This window comes from Eubacterium aggregans, from assembly GCF_900107815.1.
In the GTDB taxonomy this organism is placed as follows: domain Bacteria; phylum Bacillota; class Clostridia; order Eubacteriales; family Eubacteriaceae; genus Eubacterium_O; species Eubacterium_O aggregans.
Genome location: NZ_FNRK01000011.1, coordinates 67,222 through 82,042 on the forward strand (window position 1 = coordinate 67,222; position 14,821 = coordinate 82,042).

The 14,821-nt window shown below is 54.8% G+C and carries 12 protein-coding genes; 6 read left to right on the forward strand and 6 right to left on the reverse strand.

The window, feature by feature from the left end:
• Positions 1–80: 80 nt before the first annotated feature.
• Positions 81–1,436, forward strand: coding sequence for an MATE family efflux transporter (locus BLW33_RS07805; protein WP_242911627.1), 1,356 nt, complete (start codon positions 81–83; stop codon positions 1,434–1,436).
• A gap of 56 nt (positions 1,437–1,492) precedes the next feature.
• Here the strand turns inward: BLW33_RS07805 and BLW33_RS07810 are convergent, their stop codons facing one another.
• The 3 genes from BLW33_RS07810 to BLW33_RS07820 form a co-directional block, all read right to left on the reverse strand.
• Positions 1,493–2,131 carry a hypothetical protein gene (locus tag BLW33_RS07810; protein WP_242911628.1) on the reverse strand — a complete coding sequence of 213 codons (639 nt, stop codon included), beginning with the start codon at positions 2,129–2,131 and terminating at the stop codon, positions 1,493–1,495.
• A gap of 10 nt (positions 2,132–2,141) precedes the next feature.
• The gene (locus BLW33_RS07815) at positions 2,142–2,492 is read right to left on the reverse strand and encodes a hypothetical protein (protein ID WP_090307273.1); all 351 of its coding nucleotides are present in this window, start codon (positions 2,490–2,492) and stop codon (positions 2,142–2,144) included.
• A 123-nt stretch (positions 2,493–2,615) separates the two neighbouring features.
• Positions 2,616–3,734, reverse strand: a complete 1,119-nt coding sequence (locus BLW33_RS07820) for a serine/threonine protein kinase (RefSeq protein WP_176966663.1) — start codon at positions 3,732–3,734, stop codon at positions 2,616–2,618.
• Between the two features lie 76 nt (positions 3,735–3,810).
• On the opposite strand from BLW33_RS07820, the gene BLW33_RS07825 reads away from it, so the two are divergent.
• The 4 genes from BLW33_RS07825 to BLW33_RS07840 all read left to right on the forward strand — a co-directional run bounded on the left by BLW33_RS07825 (position 3,811) and on the right by BLW33_RS07840 (position 9,021).
• Positions 3,811–4,236: a helix-turn-helix domain-containing protein gene (locus tag BLW33_RS07825; protein ID WP_090307279.1), complete on the forward strand. Its 426-nt coding sequence runs from the start codon at positions 3,811–3,813 to the stop codon at positions 4,234–4,236.
• Positions 4,237–4,410: 174 nt separating this feature from the next.
• Positions 4,411–6,252, forward strand: a complete 1,842-nt coding sequence (locus BLW33_RS07830) for an NAD(P)-binding protein (protein ID WP_090307281.1) — start codon at positions 4,411–4,413, stop codon at positions 6,250–6,252.
• A complete protein-coding gene (locus tag BLW33_RS07835) occupies positions 6,246–8,012 on the forward strand; it encodes a [FeFe] hydrogenase, group A (RefSeq protein ID WP_090307284.1) in 1,767 nt (588 codons plus the stop codon). Before BLW33_RS07830 ends, BLW33_RS07835 begins: the two co-directional genes overlap by 7 nt.
• 172 nt (positions 8,013–8,184) lie before the next feature.
• Positions 8,185–9,021 carry an ADP-ribosylglycohydrolase family protein gene (locus BLW33_RS07840; protein WP_090307287.1) on the forward strand — a complete coding sequence of 279 codons (837 nt, stop codon included), beginning with the start codon at positions 8,185–8,187 and terminating at the stop codon, positions 9,019–9,021.
• 26 nt (positions 9,022–9,047) lie between these two features.
• Here the strand turns inward: BLW33_RS07840 and BLW33_RS07845 are convergent, their stop codons facing one another.
• Positions 9,048–10,724 carry an IS1096 element passenger TnpR family protein gene (locus tag BLW33_RS07845; protein ID WP_176966664.1) on the reverse strand — a complete coding sequence of 559 codons (1,677 nt, stop codon included), beginning with the start codon at positions 10,722–10,724 and terminating at the stop codon, positions 9,048–9,050.
• Positions 10,725–10,880: 156 nt separating this feature from the next.
• Here BLW33_RS07845 and BLW33_RS07850 point away from each other — a divergent pair, with 156 nt between their 5' ends.
• A complete protein-coding gene (locus tag BLW33_RS07850) occupies positions 10,881–11,600 on the forward strand; it encodes a HesA/MoeB/ThiF family protein (protein ID WP_090307293.1) in 720 nt (239 codons plus the stop codon).
• A gap of 47 nt (positions 11,601–11,647) precedes the next feature.
• Here the strand turns inward: BLW33_RS07850 and BLW33_RS07855 are convergent, their stop codons facing one another.
• Together BLW33_RS07855 and BLW33_RS07860 are read right to left on the reverse strand one after the other, a co-directional pair.
• A complete protein-coding gene (locus tag BLW33_RS07855) occupies positions 11,648–13,564 on the reverse strand; it encodes a molybdopterin biosynthesis protein (RefSeq protein ID WP_090307363.1) in 1,917 nt (638 codons plus the stop codon).
• A 5-nt stretch (positions 13,565–13,569) separates the two neighbouring features.
• On the reverse strand, positions 13,570–14,799 hold the full coding sequence (locus BLW33_RS07860) for a molybdopterin molybdotransferase MoeA (protein ID WP_090307296.1): 1,230 nt from the start codon (positions 14,797–14,799) through the stop codon (positions 13,570–13,572).
• Between the last annotated feature and the right edge of the window lie 22 nt (positions 14,800–14,821).

The window sequence follows — 14,821 nt, forward strand, 5'->3', positions numbered from 1 at the left end:
CGAAACGTATTGCACGTTAGCGAAGCGGAACGAGTTTACTTCACAACGGGTTATACTTAAAAAGAATTTAGGAGGATATTATGAAACCCCAAAACGCAATGGATCGCATGCGCACCATGCCGGTCCCCCAACTTATGCTGGCTATGGGCATTCCCATGATTCTGTCCATGGCTTTTCAGGCCCTGTACAACATTGTGGATAGTGCCTTTGTTTCCAACATGGCTTCAGGGGGTGAGGCAGGGCTCAATGCCCTTACTTTGGCCTTTCCGGTACAGATGCTTATGGTCGCGGTGGCCATTGGCACCGGGGTAGGGACCAACGCCCTGTTAGCCCGCAGTCTGGGAGCTGGAAATCTTAAAAAAGCCAGTCGTATCACAGGGAATGCCATTTTTCTAGGGCTGATTATCACCGGCCTGTGCATGCTCTTTGGCCACTTCGGGGTCCCAACTTATATTGCTACTCAAACGGCCAATCCCCAGATTTCTGAAATGGCGGTATCCTACCTGCAAATTTGCTGTGTGGTTTCCTTTGGCATCGTCTTTTTCGGAATTTTTGAAAAATTACTACAAGCCACGGGGCGCTCTACCTATTCCACCATCGCCCAAATTACGGGTGCCGTGGTCAATATTATCCTTGATCCCATTATGATCTACGGGCTATTTGGCATCCCCGCTACAGGAATCATCGGTGCCGCCTGGGCGACGGTTATTGGCCAAATCGCCTCTTTCCTGCTGGCCCTGCTTTTTCACTTGAAACACAACAAAGAATTAAAAAACAATCTCCAGGACCTCCGTCCGGATTGGCATATTCTCAGACAAATTTACGCTATCGGTCTGCCAGCCATTATCTCCCAGGCCCTCATGTCGGTTATGACCTACGCCCTCAATATTATTTTTGTGGGAATTAGTGAATCCGTTGTCACCGCCTATGGTCTCTATTATAAAATCCAGCAATTCATCCTCTTTGCTGCCTTTGGTCTTCGGGATGCCATAACTCCCATTATTTCCTTCAGCCATGGGATGCATAATACCACCCGGGTACGGGAGGGTATTAAATACGGGATGCTTTATACCCTGGCTATTATGGTTTTGGGGCTCACGATTCTTGAAATTAGCGCCGTCCCTTTGTCCCAGGTATTCGGTTTATCTGGAGAAACCCAGGATCTTTGTATCCAGGCCATTCACATCGTCTCCATCAGCTTCCTCTTTGCCGGGCCTAATATCGCCTTCCAGGGCGTTTTTCAAGCCCTTGATAGTGGGCTGGACTCCCTTATCATTTCGGTTTGCCGCCAATTCCTCTTTGTCATTCCCCTGGCTTGGATTTTCACACACATTGTCATTGCAAATCCCCAAGCAGTTCAACTCATTTGGACTGTTTTCCCCATTGCCGAGTTTATTACCCTGGGTATTGCCTGTATCCTCTTGAAACGGAAATAAAAAGACCCCTCAATGGAGGGCTGGTCCTCCATTGAGGGGTCTTTTTATCTTTATCCTTATTCCACCGGTATATTAAAGATGGCCCTCTGTTTTTTCCCATTGCTGTCATACATTTCGGCATGGACCGTAATAGCCGAGCTCGGGTTGTCCAGCCCCACACAAAGTTGGGCACCGTTACAGGCTGCGCCTACAGGCACTGGCTGGGCGTAAGTGGTAATACTTCCGGGATAGGAATTTCCTACTGCCTTCCCGTCATCCAGGACCTGGAGCGCTAAATCTGAAATCATCAGGTCCTGGATCTCATTGGTGTACCCCAGATTTTCGTAGGTGTAGCTCAGGATGACGACCTGGGCCGGTGTCTTATCAGAGTATGGGTTCCGCTCGTCGGTGGCAGTGGCCCCATCCATGCGTAGGGTCCACTGGCCGTCCACCGTCCAGCTTTCACCCAGGCCATAGATTTTTTCCGACGATGTATGAGCGGAACTGGTAGCTGCCGGTTTGCTGGTAGTATCATTTTTTTTACCACTGTTCATCATGCAGCTTCCTAAGACCAGCAGTACCGCCAAACCCAGAGCCACCAATAGAATCATCTTTTTTGCGCCACCTTGTTGTTCGCGATGGCATACAGGGCAGACCCGGGCATTACCGTCCATCTCACTGTGGCAGTAACGGCATTTCTTCGTTTGATTGTCCATAAAGCCCTCCTTACTGCCGGTCCAGGATGACACTAACCAGGTACACCGCCCCAAAGAGAACGCTAATCCCCGCCCAAATGTAGAGATCACTATAGCTGCCTGCCATAAGGGCCCCGATTCCAGCGCCCAGGACAAAGAAACTCCCGGCAGTGATCTGCCCACCCCGACCCATGCTGTTTCGCGTGGCGATGCCGACAATACCGCCGATCATCAGGCACAGGGCCAGGATGAATCCCGCACTTCCCCCAACCTCTCCATTGCCACTCATCGCATTGGCTGCACCGGCGGCGCAGCTCTGGAATAAGATAACCACCGATAATACGATGGCCACGATCCCAATTACTAACTTTGTTGTTTTCATCTGTACCTTAACCTTTCCGTTGATTTACCCCTAGTATATGCCTCAAATACCCTCTGATGGTATGCGGCGGGCATACAAAAAAACAGCCAGAGACATAAGCTCTGACTGAACTATCTTTCTCGCCTAATGACTGGCTATTTGTTGGATGCAGATATTAATGACAGCAAATATGCAGATGAGAAGAAAACACCACAAAAGACCAAAAATCACCCGCAAGACCATATTATCACTTTTCATAAAGGGGAAGCAATCCCGAAGGCCCCGATAATTACAGGTAAAAAACACCACGCTCAACAGAGCCAGACCCATATAAAGCTGGTTGGAGAAATTAAGAAAGGGCGTACCGTAATCCTTCCCGCCAGGTGTCAACACACAATATCCAATAAAAAGGTAGCCCAATACAGCAAGGATACTCTTCCAAAGAATGTGGCTGCGAAATCCGGGCAGAGCCCAGGATTCCCGGATCGATGATGGATTTTCAGGGGCTTGGTGGGTCCGGCCAGCACCGGACACTTTTGGCCTTCGGAGGGGAAGGGCTTTAACAACCATCTTTAGAGCCGTCACACTTTGATAGCGTTGCTCCGGTGCCAGCTGGGTACACCGGGTGATGATGGCTCCAAAGGGGCGAGGTGCCAAGGCCTCCTGGGGATGCTTTCCAGTAAGGAGTACATTGAGGAGGATGCCCATGGCATAAACGTCGCTGCGGGCATCGCTTTGGGAAAAGCCAAACTGTTCTGGTGCCGCATAGCCTGGGGTTCCCAACTTGTGGGTATCTTCAACCTGAGCGGGTTTAACCTGGCGGGCTGCATTAAAATCGATGAGCTTGACCGTTCCGCTTTCGGTTATCATTACGTTGGAGGGCTTGAGATCCCGGTGGACGATGGGTGGCGTCAAGCTGTGGAGACCTTCTAAAATCTGGCACAGAGACAGGGCAATCTCCCGCACCCTCACCCCTGGAATTGGTCCCAGTTGGAGATCATCCTCCAGGGTCCGCCCGTGGATGTAATCCTCAATGACGATGAGCCTGCCCTCATCTTCACATTGGTAGTGAATTTTAGGGATCCCCGGTAGTGCCGCTTTGGCCAGAGCCCCATAGGTTTCGGCATCGTATCGTTTAAGGCTTTTTTTGACATACAGCTGCCCGGATATTTTCTGACGCACCAATTTGACCACATGTCCATCGGTGGCCAAATCCGTCAGTTCCTCATATTGATCGAGAATAAAGGCCCCTGGATTTTCCATAACATTTTCTCCATCCCACTTGTTGTTTTTCTGAAATAAGTATATCATAAAATCAGACAGACACGAGGAGGAAAAAATGCAGAATAAACCCACCGATGAACTACTTAAAATTCTGGAGAATTGTTCCATGGAAACCGCCATCAGCCTGGGTATCCAAATGGACGACGCCGAAGGACTGACCTTCTGTAATTATCTGGCAGCCTGCCAAAACCACCACGGTATCGAGTTGGCCGAAATTGCCCAGTCTGCTCAAATCCATCGGACCTATATTTATCAGATTGCCGATGGCCGGCGCAACCCAGGCCGGGATAAGGTTATTGCCATCAGTCTGGCTGGTGGTTTTTCCCTGGATGAAACCCAGCGCCTCTTAAAGCTATCGGGTAATGGCAGCCTCTATCCCAAAACCTCCCGGGACGCCATCCTTATTAAAGCCCTCTACCAGCATCTGAGCGTCATGGATGTCAATCTGATTTTAGAGAAACAGGCCTTGCGTTCCCTTTAATGTTGTCCATTGTTCCGGTCTTCTATCACGCATCTTGCATCAATCCCATGGTCATTTTCAATAAAATATTATCATAAACAATAATATTTTATTTTTTCTCTTCCAATCCCCGCTCAAAAATGCTATGATAACCAAAGTTAATAAAATTTTATCAATCGGAGAGAGAAAATTATTATGTCTAGGTTGAGTATCGTTACGAAAAGCCGGGCACAACAGGTTGTGGAAGGGTTGTATAAAAACCTGGAGCAACGGATTGTGGCCAGTCCTCCGGGGTTATGCCCTGTGGATATTTCACACGCCTTCCTTCAGCTCTGCCACGCACAGACCTGTGGAAAATGTACCCCCTGCCGCATTGGGTTGGGACAAATGGGAAACCTCATGGAGGATATTTTAGAGAGCCGAGGCTCTATGGCCACCATTGACACCCTGGAGAAAACCGCCCGGGTGGTTTATGAAACGGCAGACTGCGCCATCGGCTATGAAGCAGCCCACATGATTCTAAAGGGACTGGCTGGCTTCCGGGATGATTTTGAGGAGCACGTCACCCATAACCGCTGCATCTGCCACTTAGACCAACCGGTCCCTTGTGTCGCTCTGTGCCCTGCAGGTGTGGATATTCCGGGCTACCTGGCCCTGGTGGGCGAAGGCCGTCACCAGGATGCCGTGCGGCTTATCCGAAAGGATAACCCCTTCGTAACAGCCTGTGCCATGGTCTGTGAGCATCCCTGCGAAGCCCGCTGCCGCCGGAATATGGTGGACAGCTCCGTTAACATCCGGGGGATCAAGCGCTACGCCATCGAACACGCCGGGGATGTCCCCGTGCCGGATAATGCGGCATCCACCGGGAAACGCATCGCCATCATCGGCGGTGGCCCCAGCGGCTTGAGTGCGGCCTATTATCTCCAGCTCATGGGCCATCAAACCGCCGTCTTCGAACAGCGGGATGCCCTGGGGGGTATGCTGCGCTACGGTATTCCGGGCTACCGATTGCCGGAATCCGATCTCGATGGGGATATCAATGCCATCCTCTCTACCGGCGTGGAATGCCATCTCAACACCCCCATCGGCGGCGAGAAGGGCATCCCTCTGGATACCCTTCAGAAAAATTACGATGCGGTTTATATTGCCATCGGTGCCCACAAGGATAAGAAAATCGGCATCGACGGTGAGAACGGACCAGATGTCATCTCTGCCGTGGATATGCTCCGGGATATCGGCGAGGGCCGGATGCCGGACTTCACCGGAAAGACCGTCATGGTCATCGGCGGGGGCAATGTGGCCATGGATGTCTCCCGGACGGCCATCCGGCTGGGGGCCGACCAAGTGGGTGTGGTCTACCGTCGCCGGAAGGCGGACATGACGGCCCTTCCGGACGAAATTGAAGGGGCCGAAGCCGAAGGAGTTCAGATTTTAGAGCTCCACGCCCCCAAATTTATCGAGCGGGATGCCACAGGCCATGTCAGCGCCCTTTGGGCAGACCCCAAGGTAATCGGACTGATGGACGCTGCCGGACGTCCCCGCCCAGCGGATTCCACCGAGGATACCGTAGCCATTCCCTGTGATACCATCATTGTGGCCATCGGCCAGGAAATTGACTCCAATCACTTTGCTGAAGGCGGCCTGCCCGTTGCCCGGGGCAGCCTGGTGACCGATGCCGCCGGTGCGGTGATGGGCTTCCCCGGTGTCTACGCCGGAGGCGACTGTGCCACCGGACCTGCCACGGTCATCAAAGCCGTAGCCACCGGTAAGGTGGTGGCCGCCAATATTGACAATTATCTGGGCTTCCACCACGCCATTACCTGTGATGTGGCAATCCCTGCCCCCCGTATGGGGGATCTGCCAGCCTGCGGCCGGGTGACCATGAAGGAACGCAACGCCAATGCCCGCCGCCAGGATTTCGACCAGGTGGAATACGGCATGACCTGCCAGGAGGCTGAACAGGAATCATCCCGCTGTCTGCGGTGTGACCACTTCGGCATCAGCGCATTAAAAGGAGGGAGGGTCAACCAATGGTAAAGGTGACCATCAACAATAAGCAAATCGAGGTAGCGCAGCACACCACCATTATGGAGGCCTGCGAAAAAGCGGGCTGGCCCGTACCCAGCCTGTGCTATCTAAAGGATATCAACGAAATCGGTGCCTGCCGCATCTGCGTGGTAGAAATTAAAGGGGTGGAGCGATTGGTGACCGCCTGTAATAATGAAGTGTGTGAGGGTATGGTGGTTTCCACCAACTCCCCCAAGGTACGGGAGGCCCGTCGGACGAACCTGTCCCTCATCCTTTCCCAGCACGACGGTCACTGCCCCACCTGTGCCCGTAACGGCAATTGCACCCTCCAGAATATCAGCTACGATTTAGGGATTGAGGACAGCCTGTATAAAAAGGATGTGCCGGAAAACAACTGGCCCCAGGACTTCCCCCTCATCCGAAATGAATCCAAGTGCATCAAGTGCATGCGCTGTATCCAGATCTGCGATAAGGTCCAGGGCCTGGGGATTTGGGACATTGCCAAATCCGGTTCCCGGACCACCGTGGATGTCTCCGGTGGCCGGAAGATTACCGAGGCCGATTGTGCGGTCTGTGGCCAATGCGTCACCCACTGTCCAGTGGGCGCCCTTCGGGGACGGGATGATAAGCCCCAGGTTTTTGCCTGGAACCAGGCCGTCAGTAACCCGGATGTAGTGGCCGTGGTCCAGGTGGCTCCCTCGGTCCGGGCAGCCTGGGGCGAAGCCCTGGGTATCCCCCGGGATAAGGCGACCCCCGGCCGTTTAGCTGCCGCTCTGCGCCTCTGCGGCTTCGACTACGTGTTCGACACCAACTTCGGGGCGGACCTGACCATCATGGAGGAGGGCAGCGAATTCCTGGCCCGCATCGGAAGCGGCGAGGCCCATCGCTACCCCATGTTTACCTCCTGCTGCCCAGGGTGGGTGCGCTTCTTAAAATCCCAATACCCGGATATGGTGGAGGATTTATCCACGGCCAAATCCCCCCAGCAGATGCAAGGGGCCGTCATTAAATCGGCCTTTGCCCAGAAGGTGGGCATCGATCCCAAAAAGATCTTCTCCGTCTCTATCATGCCCTGCCTGGCGAAAAAGACAGAGTGCGATATTCCCAGCATCAACGATGGGGATGGGGACAAGGATGTGGACCTGGTGTTAACCACCCGGGAGCTGGTACGCCAGCTGCGATCTTTAAACATCAATGTGGCCGATCTCCCAGAGGAATCCTTTGATTCTCCCCTGGACAGCGGCACCGGTGCCGCCGTCATCTTTGGGGCCACCGGCGGTGTCATGGAAGCCGCCCTGCGCTCCTGCTACTTCCTGGCCACGGGCGAAAATCCTGGGCCCGATGATTTTAAAGCGGTCCGGGGCAACCGTGGCTGGCGGGAAGCCACCTTCGATGTCAAGGGCACACTGGTGCGCACCGCCGTGGTCAGTGGCCTGGGCAACGCCAGAGAACTCATCCGTGCCCTGCGCCGGGGTGAGGTGGCCTACGATTTCGTGGAAGTCATGGCCTGTCCTGGCGGCTGTGTCGGCGGTGGGGGGCAACCCATCCACGACGGTCTGGAACTGGCCGAGGTTCGGAGCCGCAATCTGTACAACCTGGATAAGATGGCCGCTCGCCGCTTCTCCCACGAGAACCCTGAGGTCTTAACCCTGTATGAAGAATACTTGGGTGAGCCCCTTTCCCACAAGGCCCATCACCTCCTCCACACCGACCACCACGCCTGGAATCTTCCGATGACACCCCATCCGGACCCGGACGTCCTTCTCTAAATCCATCGTGATTTTACTGCATTTACCAACGGTTATTTAAAGGAAAAGCCGCTCACCCCAGAAGGGGATGAGCGGCTTTTCTTTTTTTACGAGAATCCACCGATTTATACCATTGTTCTTTTCTCTTCCCCCATGATAAAATAAATTCCATAAAATTTCAGGAGGAACAACCATGCTCGGTGCTATTTTAGGGGACATCATCGGCAGTCCCTACGAATTCGATCACAACAATATCAAAACCACGGAATTCCCATTGTTTTCAGAGGCTTCCCATTTTACGGACGATACCATTATGACTCTGGCGGTTGCCCAGGGGCTGACCCGGGGCTACCAGGACCCGGAGAAAACCGCCCAGGAAATTATCGCTGCCATGCAGGACTGGGGAAAGCGCTATCCCGACGGCGGGTACGGTGCCCGCTTTGGAGACTGGCTGTACGCCCCGGACCCGAAGCCCTACGGCAGCTTTGGCAACGGCGCGGCCATGCGGGTCAGCTCCGTGGCCTGGCTGTACAACACCCTGGATGAGGTGGAGCACTACGCTGCCATCTCCGCCGGGGTGACCCACGACCATCCCGAAGGGATTAAGGGTGCCCAGGCGACCGCCGCCGCCATTTTTCTGGCCCGAAAGGGGACCCCTAAGGCCGAAATCAAAGATTATATTGAAGAAACCTACCACTACGATCTCAGCCAACGCTGTGATGCCATCCGCCCCACCTACCATCATGTGGAATCCTGTCAGGAAACGGTTCCCCAGGCCATGACGGCTTTTTTAGAGGGTGAGGATTTTGAATCCGTCATCCGTCTGGCAATTTCCCTGGGGGGCGACAGCGACACCTTGGCGGCCATCGCCGGGTCCATTGCTGAAGCCTGCTACCCCATCCCCGATGCCCTTGCAGACCAGGGAATGGCCCGTCTGGATGCAGATCTCGAAGACGCCTTGTATCAGTTTTATGCCTTTGCGGTGGCTGCAGAGGTGGAAGCCCGGGAAGCCAAACCGGCGACCTCCTAAGCACAGGCTCCGGTCAACCCACTATCCTACTTCTGTTTCCCGGGAAAGGCCAGAATTTTACCCGGCTTTCCCATTTGTTGAAGCTCACTGGCCACCGGACCACTCAGCTCATCGGGTGTAAATCCCCGGTTAGAATACATTCGGGTGCTGTTATGGAAGGCCATCAGAAGGGGAGCCAGGCGTTCCATGGCGGCATCATCCAGGGAGTCGTCCAACTCCTGGGTGAAGGCGGAGAAGGTATCCCTTAGGGACAGCCCGATCTTCGTCCAAAATTGGAGGCGGGTACACATCTCCCGAGCCTTGTCCCGATGAAGATGATGGCGATGAATCAGCTCCTGGACCAAGGCCCAGGCCTGGGGCGTTTCCTGGAGGGTATCCCCTGCGAAGTGGGTTTCCACCTCCTGGACCGTCGGCATGTAATAGGGCTTGTCTCCCTGCTCCTGAAGCAGGGGGCTGGCCATGTCCCTTTCCGAAAAGAACCAGGGCATCCAATACCCATCCTTAAGGCAAAGGGCATCCCGAAGGAAGGGGCAGCGGGATACAAGGTGCTCAAAGCTCCAATAATCCGGGGATTCTCCGGTGCAGGTCGCCATAACCTTAGCGGGCTGCTTGTCATCACAAATACCGTAGAGGTTCAGACAGGTTTCCAGATATTCTCGATATCGGGATTCCTTTGCACGCTGTTTCTCAAAGGACGCACTTTTGAGCGTCTTCTTCAAAGCCGTTGCCACCTGCCGGGGAATGGCGATGCCATCTTCCTCCTCATAGGCGTAGCCATTAAAGAGCAGCAGTGCCGGAAAGTCCGATTTAAAAGCCAAGTTACCGGTTTTCATCCCCTGCAGCAGCTGATCGATTTCCTCCCGATAGGCCACACTAAAATCCCAGGTGATTTGCTGGGGATCACATATCTTTGCGGTGATGGCATCGATCAGCTCGGCCTTACGCAGCTTGTAGGGCCTCTCGATTCTAAGCTCCCGGGCGTATTCCTTCAGCTCCGACACGGTAAATTGCCGGAGGATGGATTCCGGGGTATCCCCAACAATACGAACCGGCATTTCCCCGGAGACGAAGGGGTTGGGCAGGGCATTGAAAAATTTGCCTTCATCCCCCAATAATTCATCATCGTAGAGGATGTCCTCGTCCCATTGCCCATCCTCCAATAATTCCTCATTAACTGCCTTAAGATTGTAGGCCTCCCCGTATCCTGAATCCTGGGCCCAGGCTAAAAGCGCTTTGCGCTCAGGGTCTTTTTTGTCCTTCAGGCGGCCCACCAGCTCGTAGTAGCCGTAGGGCCCCCCGCAATCTTCAATGAAGTTATCCCCCCGATAGGCCGTAACCTCCGGGGCCTCCTGGATTTGATCGGGATGATAGGCCTCGACCTCCACCTGATGAATCCAATCGTCTCCAAAATCATAGATATAAAGAAGGGTTTCCCCTGCCTTCAGCCATTTGTTAAGGGCTTCCTTTGCTTCGTCCAGGCTCTCCATCCCAAAATCAGCCATAAGCCCCTCCTCATCCGCCATATCGATGTGGATATCCCTCTCCGGGAATTCAAAGCCGTGGAGATGGTACCCGCCCCACCCGAAGGCGATATTAATGGCCTGGGCCAAGGTCTGGAAGGTCGCTCCCTCATCAATCATCAGCCGCCGCCATACCACTGGCTTACTTCCCTCGATTTTAATTTTAAGTTGATATGCTCCCATGGTCGACTCTCCTTTAATACCCTTTTTTTTAATTCTATCACAGCCCATTTAAAAATGGAATCACCACTCTTTTTTAAATGGGTGGATTCTGAATGTGTATTGTTTTTTTTAGGGATTCTATATATAATGGACTCAAAATCTTAGGGGGTGGCCCAAATGAAGGCCCATTATCAGCGTCAAATAATGATATCCCAAATCGGTGAGGCGGGCCAGGCCCGACTGCAGGCATCCAGGGTGACGGTCATCGGGGCGGGGGGACTGGGTAGCCCGGTCTTAACCTACCTGGCTGGAGCCGGGGTGGGAAAGCTGACCCTCATCGATGGGGATACTCTGTCGGAGAGCAACCTCAACCGCCAATTTCTATACCCCGCCGATGCCCTGGGGTCCCCCAAAAGTGAGTTGGCCAAGGCCCGGATTGAAACCTTCAACCCCAGTGTCCAGGTGACCTGCCACCAGGCTTTTCTGGAGGAGGATAACCAGGCGGCCCTCATGGGGTCCCCGGATGTCATTGTGGATTGTGTGGATAACATCCCCACCCGTCACCTGGTGGCCCGTTACGGCCGGAAGCAGGGAATTCCCGTGGTGGAGGGGGGCGTGATGGGCTTTTGGGGCTGGCTATTCTGCAGTATGCCCGAGGGTGCTTGCTTTGGATGCCTGGGCTCCCAGCTTCCTGCCCCTCAAAAAACTCCGGCATTGGGGGCGGTGGCTGGTATCATCGGCAGCCTTCAGGCCACGGAGTGTCTTAAGCTTCTTCTGGGAATGGGTACCGCCTACCCCGGCACCCTACTGCAATACGACGGCCTCCACGGGGATTTTGACACCATCCCCGTTGCCCAAAATCCCAATTGCCCCTGCTGCGCTTCCAACCCCCAATGAGAAAATGCGCCCAGCCCCTGATTTTACAGGGACCCAGGCGCATTTTTTTATTCTCTGCCGTCGATGTGGAGAATTTCTCCGGAATGCTCAATGGCGTAGCCTCCAAGGGCGGTTAATTTTTCCTTTAGGGCATCACTTTTTAAAATCTCAATGAAATGCTTGACCTCCGGCATCTCCAGGTTTTCCTGGGGTAGGGCAAAATCATAGGATTCTTCCCCCACCGGGATGAAATCCAGGCCCATGGCCATCGCCGCCGACTGAACCCCCATGCCCACATCGGCCCCATCACTGCCCACGGCCGCCGCCACGGCCATATGGGTGGTTAATTCCTGGCTGTAACCTAAAATGGAATCCGGGGAAATCCCTCGTTTCTTAAGATTATAATCCAGGAGAAGGCGGGTCCCTGCTCCCCTCTGGCGATTGACAAAGCGATGGGCCCTGAGGTCCTCAAATCCCTGAATTCCCAGGGGGTTCCCCGGCTTAACCATCAATCCCTGGACCCGGCCCACGCCCTGGATGAGGGCCATGGGTTCTTTAAATAGGCTTTTAACCACATTTACATTGTAACTGCCATCGGCCTCATCCAACAAGTGGATGGGGGCCATATGGGCCTCTCCCCGTTTTAGGGCCATAAGCCCGCCCATACTGCCCACATGGGTGCTGGACAGATATTCATCCTGATAAATGGCGGGCAGCCGATCGGCGATAAGATCCAGGATGAGGTCGTGGCTGCCGATGACCACCAAAGTCTGCACAATCTCCGTCAGCGCCTTGTAGAGCACCACCTCTGCGGACTCTCCAGCACCGATACCCTCACTATTTTGGGGGATGATTAAACACCCATCGGCCTTGACCATGGACATGGCCGCCCCAGCCCCCCGGGCCAGAGGTGAAGCCACCAGCTTGTCCTTCACCACCCCCAACTTTACCCGAACGTATTCCCGGTGCTTCAGGCTGGATACCAGACGTTTACTGACCACTGCCTTGGCCCGGCTGCCTTGGGTGTCCACCTGACCGGTCAGCTTATTCAGCACCGGCACCACAAAACTTTCGTAGGCCATATAGGCAGCTACAGGATACCCCGGCAAACCAATGACGGGCTTCCCCTGGACGATGGCCAAAATCACCGGCTTCCCTGGCTTCATGGCGACGCCGTGGACCACCACCTCCCCCAGTTCCCTGAGGACCTGGACGGTGTAATCCTCCCGGCCGGCACTGGAGCCAGCGTTGATAATCACCATCTCATGGGTCTGAATGGCATGAACCAGAGTCTCCCGGATTTTTTCATAATCATCGGGAATGGCGGGGAAACGGTGGGGGATACCGCCCCCTTCGGTTACCCGGTTTTCGATCACCCGGGAATTGGACTCGATGATATCCCCTTCCCCGGGGGTCTCGGTGGGTTCGATGATTTCGGTGCCCGTGGGGTAGATGGCCATCCTGGGCTTTTTGACCACCGGAATGGTGAGAATCCCAGCGGAGAGGAGGGCCCCGATATCCATGGGGCGAATTTTATGGTTGCTGGGCAGAATCATCTCCCCGGTGACGATGTCCTCCCCAATGGGGCGGATGTTATCCCAGGGGGCCGCCGCCTGGAGGATGGTATGCTCCCCGGATTCCGTCTCCACAATATCCTCGGCCATGATGACGGCATCGTAGGGGGGATGGATGGGATCTCCGGTATCCACCACCACATAATCCCGGCCCTCTTCCAGGGCCACCGGGGTTTTTTCTGACGCCCCCAGGGTATGGGCAGACACCACGGCGATGCCATCCATGGCCGAGGCGTTGAAAAGAGGCGAGCAGTACCTTGCGATGCTGGCCTCCTTGGTGATGCGGTGGAGGCTGTTCACCACCTCGATTTCTTCGTATTGTACCTCCAGGCAAGGTTCCAGCTTTTCCATGAAACGTTCCTGGGCTTCTTCCACGGAAACGGTTTTAAGGTATAGGTTTCGTTTTCCCATTTTAGTCACACCGGCCATACGGTGACGGTGTCACCGGCCTGAACTCCTTCCAGATTTTTATCCAGCAGTACATAGCCGTAGGCTCGGCTGAGAATGCTGATCAGCCCGGATTTCCCCATGATGGGAATGGCCAGGTAGCCCCCATCCTCCTGGCGAAGGGCTACCAAGACACTGGTGGTGCGCCCCGGTGCCCCGGCCACATTGGTGGCGATTTTAGCGGTGATGGGGATCACGGGCTGCTGTCCGTACATTTCCCCCTCCAGCCACTCCATGAGGAGTCTGAAAACCATCATAGCAGCCACCGGATGCCCCGGCAGGCCCAGAAAGAGGGTGGCAGTGGGTGCATCCCAGCCCAATATGGTGGGCTTGCCTGGCTTGAGGGCCAAGCCGTGGGTAAACACCCCTTCACTGGCCACGGTATCGATGATGGCTTCGGTCATGTCCTTTTTCCCCTTGGAGCTGCCCCCGGAAATCAGCACAAGGTCGGCCTTATCCATAGCCTCGGCAATGGCTTCCTCAATGGATTCCCACACATCGGGCACCAATACCTGGGAAACCACCGTCATTCCCATGGACTGGGCCAGGGCCGCCAGGGCACTGGTGTTGACATCCCGGATCTTCCCCGGTTCCAGGGGGGCCTTTGCCGGAATCAGCTCATCCCCGGTGGAAATAATGGCGACCTTGAGGGTGGTGTACACGGATACCTCATGGATACCCAGGGCGGCCATGACCCCAATTTCCTGGGCACGGATCCGGGTGCCCCGGTGAAGGCCCTCTTCGCCTTTCCCAAAATCCTCTCCAATCTGGACCACCCCATCCCCGGCGGCGACGCTGGTGTAAATGGCGATTTCATCCCCGGAGAAAACCTCGCTGTACTCCACCATGACCATGGCATCGGCTCCCTCGGGCAACATTCCCCCGGTGGGGACATAGGCACAGGTCCCTGGGGTTAGGGTGCCTGTGGCGGCAGCCCCCATCGCCACTTCTTCCACACAGGTCAGCAGAGCGGGAATGCTTTCACTGGCGCCCTGGACGTCTGTTGCCTTTACGGCATAGCCATCCACCGTGGACCGGCGAAAGTGGGGGATATTATTCCGGGCATCAACCCCTTCACCTAAAATACGCCCCAGGCTGTCTGCCGCCGGAATTTTCTCACAGCGCAGCAGATGGCTTCCGAAGCGTTCCTTTATTTTTTCCCGGGCCTGGCCCAAATCGTCGACGGTTAGTAGCTGCATATTTTCTCTTCCTTTCTCTCTG

Bases quoted from the DNA above. Each gene is read 5' to 3' on its own strand.
- BLW33_RS07805 (WP_242911627.1), top strand. From the start codon at position 81: ATGAAACCCCAAAACGCAATGGATCGCATGCGCACCATGCCGGTCCCC.
- BLW33_RS07810 (WP_242911628.1), bottom strand. From the start codon at position 2,131: ATGGACAATCAAACGAAGAAATGCCGTTACTGCCACAGTGAGATGGAC.
- BLW33_RS07815 (WP_090307273.1), bottom strand. From the start codon at position 2,492: ATGAAAACAACAAAGTTAGTAATTGGGATCGTGGCCATCGTATTATCG.
- BLW33_RS07820 (WP_176966663.1), bottom strand. From the start codon at position 3,734: ATGGAAAATCCAGGGGCCTTTATTCTCGATCAATATGAGGAACTGACG.
- BLW33_RS07825 (WP_090307279.1), top strand. From the start codon at position 3,811: ATGCAGAATAAACCCACCGATGAACTACTTAAAATTCTGGAGAATTGT.
- BLW33_RS07830 (WP_090307281.1), top strand. From the start codon at position 4,411: ATGTCTAGGTTGAGTATCGTTACGAAAAGCCGGGCACAACAGGTTGTG.
- BLW33_RS07835 (WP_090307284.1), top strand. From the start codon at position 6,246: ATGGTAAAGGTGACCATCAACAATAAGCAAATCGAGGTAGCGCAGCAC.
- BLW33_RS07840 (WP_090307287.1), top strand. From the start codon at position 8,185: ATGCTCGGTGCTATTTTAGGGGACATCATCGGCAGTCCCTACGAATTC.
- BLW33_RS07845 (WP_176966664.1), bottom strand. From the start codon at position 10,724: ATGGGAGCATATCAACTTAAAATTAAAATCGAGGGAAGTAAGCCAGTG.
- BLW33_RS07850 (WP_090307293.1), top strand. From the start codon at position 10,881: ATGAAGGCCCATTATCAGCGTCAAATAATGATATCCCAAATCGGTGAG.
- BLW33_RS07855 (WP_090307363.1), bottom strand. From the start codon at position 13,564: ATGGGAAAACGAAACCTATACCTTAAAACCGTTTCCGTGGAAGAAGCC.
- BLW33_RS07860 (WP_090307296.1), bottom strand. From the start codon at position 14,799: ATGCAGCTACTAACCGTCGACGATTTGGGCCAGGCCCGGGAAAAAATA.